The organism is Clostridium sp. D5 (assembly GCF_000190355.1).
Lineage (GTDB): Bacteria > Bacillota > Clostridia > Lachnospirales > Lachnospiraceae > Faecalicatena > Faecalicatena fissicatena_A.
Window position 1 is genome coordinate 1322343 of record NZ_GL870809.1, and the last position, 4818, is coordinate 1327160.

The following is a 4818-nucleotide window of genomic DNA, read 5'->3' on the forward strand; positions in this document are numbered from 1 at the left end:
ATATGAATAGAAAATATGAATGTGGATTCGACCATGAATCAATCTATAAAGTTGCAAACTCAAGACTTGGATGGTACAGACAGAGTGGAATGAACGTAGTTAATTTTATCATTAGCCCAATGGTGCTTGAAACAAAAATAAAGGACGGAGCTGGTTTGCTCAATCCTTTAAATTATTATCTAAGATAAGTTGGAATATAAGTTGTAGAGCCGTATACGAGACCCGTACGTACGGTTCAATGAGAGGGAAATAATGCTAGCCATTATTTCCCTACTCTATTAATAATATGATGCGGAGGTGGAAATATGGAGGAAAGGGAACAGATCGTAGGGAAGAGCGTAAAGCGTGTGGATGCTTTTGAAAAGGTAACGGGGCGTGCAAAATACACGGATGACCTGTGTGATAAAAGCGCTTATGTGGCTAAAATCCTGCATTCTACAGTTGCCCACGGTATTGTGAAAGCAGTTGACACGAAAGAGGCGGAGAAGATCCCCGGAGTGGTTAAGGTTGTGACATGCTTTGATATTCCTAAGAATTATTTTCCGACGGCGGGGCATCCCTGGTCCACGGATCCTGCACACCAGGATGTGCAGGACCGTCTGATCCTGACGGACCATGTGCGGTTTTACGGGGACGATGTGGCTGCTGTTGTGGCTGAGAATGAAGTGGCGGCGTCCCAGGCTGTGCGTGCGATTCGGGTGGAGTACGAGGAACTGCCGTTTGTGCTGGATGTCCAGAAGGCGATGGAGGCGGATGCGCCTCTGATCCACGAGGAGTATCCGGGAAACATTCTGAAGCATACTTCGATCCGCAATGGCAATTATGAGGAGGCCATAAAGGAGCCCGGACTGGTCAAAGTGGAGGGCTGGTATGATACACCGACGGTACAGCACTGCCACATTGAGAATTTTATCTGCTATGCCTATATGGAGCAGGGGCGGATTGTGGTCGTCTCCTCTACGCAGATTCCGCACATCTGCCGCAGAGTTGTGGGGCAGGCTCTGGGGATTCCCTGGGGGCAGGTGAGAGTGATCAAGCCTTATATAGGGGGCGGATTCGGTAATAAGCAGGATATTCTGTATGAGCCGCTCTGTGCCTATCTCAGTACGGCAGTCGGCGGGCGGCTTGTGAAACTGGATGTATCCCGGGAAGAAACATTTGTATCCAACCGGGTAAGGCATGCGATACGCACTCATATTATTTCCTATGTGCGTCCTGACGGCAGCTTTGCAGCCAGAAAGATTGAATGCTTCTCAGACCAGGGGGCATACGCCTCCCACGGCCACAGTATTGCGGCAAAAGGCATGGGTGCATTTCCACAGTTGTATCCCTGTCCGAATGTGGAGGGGGACGCCTATACGGTATTTACCAATAAGCCGGTATCGGGAGCGATGAGAGGCTATGGAATACCGCAGGCAATGTTTGCAGTGGAAAGCCATACGGACGATGTGGCAAAAACGCTGGGGATTCCGCCCTATGAATTCAGATGGAAATATTTAATGCCAAAGGGATATACGGACGGATTTTCTAAAAATATAAACTATTTTGATACCTTTCATGAATGCATGGAAAAGGGAAAAGAATACATAAATTATGACAGGAAACTGAAAGAATACTCCGGACAGACAGGCGAGGTAAGAAAGGGCATCGGCATAGCGGCTTTCTGGTACAATACCGGTGTATGGCCCATTTCTCTTGAGACGTCCGCGTGCCGAATGGTGCTAAACCAGGACGGTTCCGTACAGGTACAGGTCGGAGAAACCGAGATCGGCCAGGGTGCAGACACCGCGTTCGGACAGATGGCGGCAGAGACACTGGGAATCCCGTTTGAACAGGTTCATGTAATGACGGTGCAGGATACGGATATCACTCCATTTGGAACAGGAGCGTACGCCTCCAGACAAACGTATATGGCCGGATTTTCGATCAATCAGACGGCCGCCCTTTTAAAGAGCCACATACTGGATACGGCCCAGGAGCTGACACGTCATACAAAGGAAAGCCTGGATCTCATAGACGGCAATATTGTCCGCATGGGGGACGGGGAGATACTGATGAGCCTTGCAGAGCTGGCTACAGAAAAGCTGTACAGCCTGACCAACAACGGACATCTGACGGCGGAGAGCACCTATCAGGCGAAGACAAACGCCTACTCATTTGGCTGTACTTTTGCAGAGGTAGAGGTGGATATTCCGGCCTGCAGGGCAGTGCTGACGAACATCGTCAATGTGCACGACTGCGGCAGGCTGATCAATCCGGCTCTGGCTGAAGCGCAGGTACATGGAGGCATGAGCATGGGAATCGGCTACGGGCTGTCCGAGAGGCTGATTTTTGACGAGAGAACCGGAAAACCTCTGAATAATAACCTGCTGGATTACAAGCTGTCAACCTTTATGGATCATCCACATCTGGAGGGTCAGTTTGTTGAAAACTATGAGCCTACCAGTGCATACGGAACGAAAGCGCTCGGGGAGCCGCCGGTCTGTTCCATAGCACCGGCAATCAGAAACGCAGTGCTGCAGGCCACTGGTGTAGCTGTAGACGAGATTCCTCTGACGCCGCACATACTTTTTGCGCGTTTCAGAGAAGAAGGGCTGGTATAAACCAGTATATCGAAAATTTAGGGCAGTTTGAGAAGGGAGGATTTGAGATATGTATGATATGAAAGCTCTGTATGAGGCAGAAAGCGTGGCTCATGCAATACAGTTACTCCAGGAGCATCCAGATGCTCAGATCATAGCCGGGGGAAGCGATGTTCTGGTACAGATGAGAGAGGGCAAACGCGCAGGTGCAGAACTGGTGAGTATCTATGGCCTGGACGAATTACGGGGAGTGAAGCTGGAGGAGGACCAGACCATCCGGATCGGTTCCCTGACCAGTTTTTCCCACATTACAAAGGACCCGATTATCCAAAAATACATCAATGTACTGGGAGAGGCCGTAGACAAGGTAGGAGGCCCCCAAATCCGCAATATTGGCACCATAGGCGGAAACACCTGCAACGGCGTCACCTCGGCAGACTCCGCGTCCACACTGTTTGCATGGGACGCAATCATCGAACTGACGGGCCCGGAAGGCATCCGGAGGATCCCGATCCAGGAATTCTACATCAAGGCAGGCAAAGTAGACTTAAAACCCGCAGAATTACAGACAGCAATTCTGATCCCCCGGAAGTCCTATGAGGGATACTGCGGGCACTACATAAAATACGCAATGCGCGGAGCCATGGACATAGCAACCCTTGGCTGTTCCGTAAACGTAAAACTGTCCGAAGACAAAAGGCACCTGGACGATATCAGAATCGCATACGGTGTAGCAGGTCCGGTCCCCATGCGTGCCATCCACGCAGAACAGGCCGGCAGAGGCATGGAGATCAGCGCAGCATCAATAGAAACAATTGGAGACACAGTCCTGGAAGACGTAACCCCGCGGGACAGCTGGAGAGCCAGCAAAGCCTTCCGCGAGCACATTTCCACAGTATTATGCAAACGTGCCCTGAAAGAGTCCATCCATCTGTCAGGAGGTGTATATCATGAGTGAAATTCAATACAAACTGGTAAAATGCACAATCAACGGAGAAAAACGAGAGGCCATGGTAGACGTAAGAGCATCCCTGACTGACATGCTCCGCAACGATTACCGTCTGACCAGCGTCAAAAAAGGCTGTGAAGTAGGAGAATGCGGCGCCTGTAACGTCATCATAGACGGCGAATGCTACAACTCCTGCATCTACCTGGCCGTCTGGGCCGACGGCAAAGAAATCCGCACCCTGGAAAGCCTCATGGGTCCCAATGGAGAACTCTCCGACATCCAGCAGGCCTTCATAGACGAAACCGCAGTACAATGCGGTTTCTGCACCCCCGGAATCATCATGAGCGCAGTAGAAATCCTAGAGTCCGGAAAACAATACACAAGAGAAGAACTACGGAAATTACTGTCCGGCCATTTATGCAGATGCACCGGCTACGAAAACATCCTCAATGCGGTAGAGAAAACAATGCGGGAGAGAGGGGGGAGGTCGCCTGTCTGAAACGGGGAGCGTTCTGCCGCCGGGATAAAAGTGAATGGGGGCTGGAAGTAACCCACTTATGGAGAAGTACTAGCATAAAAGACGCCGCCCACGAGGGCACATCCAACATTCGGCCAGAAAGCCTGATGCTTTCTGCCTTAGTTGGAATGGGAAGTAATTTTGGAAAATTATTTCCCATCCCTCGTGGGCGGCGTCTTTTACGCAAGTACTTCTAACCATGCGTTCTATACTCCCAGCCCCCATTCACTTTTATCCCGGCGGCAGAACGCTCCCCGTTTCAGACAGGCTGGGTGCCTCCAATCGGTAGGACGGCAAGTCAGAAGAGAACTCAAACGGTAGCAGCGTATTGAACAGCCTAAGCAGAGCACCTTGTTCCCCAGAAGATTTCATAAGGATCGCGAGAGCCGGGCGCTGTAAGCCGCCCGTACTTGAGCCTGCTTGAAGCCATCCTCTTTATATAAAACTATACGTATAGCCTGTGTAAAAAGTACTGGGGGCATCATCTCACGCGTATCCTGGCAAATCCGCTGGCACCGTCACGACGCCATTCATAAGCGGGTCTCCTGCAACTGTCCGGCGCGGAAAAAGCTAAGTAAAAGGCGAGGCAGACTCCCGGGGGAGCTGTATATGCCATTTCAAAATCCATAGAGAGCGCGGTTAGAATCCGTTGGAGAAAAAACAGGGAACATGGAGGGCAGAATTTGCCCACCCAGGCAAATTCTGTTGCCGCCGGCGGCGCGAATGCATCAGCATTCGGGCCAACTGCGGCAAGCACCCTCCATGTTCCC

At 51.0% G+C, this 4818-nt stretch carries 3 protein-coding genes and 1 pseudogene; all 4 read left to right on the forward strand.

Going from position 1 to position 4818, the window contains the following annotated elements:
- Nucleotides 1–188: pseudogene (locus tag HMPREF0240_RS24790) on the forward strand (group II intron reverse transcriptase/maturase); the annotation flags it as partial.
- A gap of 117 nt (nucleotides 189–305) precedes the next feature.
- Nucleotides 306–2603 (forward strand): xanthine dehydrogenase subunit XdhA, encoded by a 2298-nt coding sequence (xdhA, locus tag HMPREF0240_RS05555; protein ID WP_009002465.1) that lies wholly within the window; start codon nucleotides 306–308, stop codon nucleotides 2601–2603.
- A gap of 49 nt (nucleotides 2604–2652) precedes the next feature.
- The gene (gene xdhB, locus HMPREF0240_RS05560) at nucleotides 2653–3540 is read left to right on the forward strand and encodes a xanthine dehydrogenase subunit XdhB (RefSeq protein ID WP_009002466.1); all 888 of its coding nucleotides are present in this window, start codon (nucleotides 2653–2655) and stop codon (nucleotides 3538–3540) included.
- Nucleotides 3533–4030: a xanthine dehydrogenase subunit XdhC gene (gene xdhC, locus HMPREF0240_RS05565; RefSeq protein WP_009002467.1), complete on the forward strand. Its 498-nt coding sequence runs from the start codon at nucleotides 3533–3535 to the stop codon at nucleotides 4028–4030. The genes xdhB and xdhC overlap by 8 nt, the downstream gene beginning before the upstream one ends.
- Nucleotides 4031–4818: the final 788 nt, after the last annotated feature.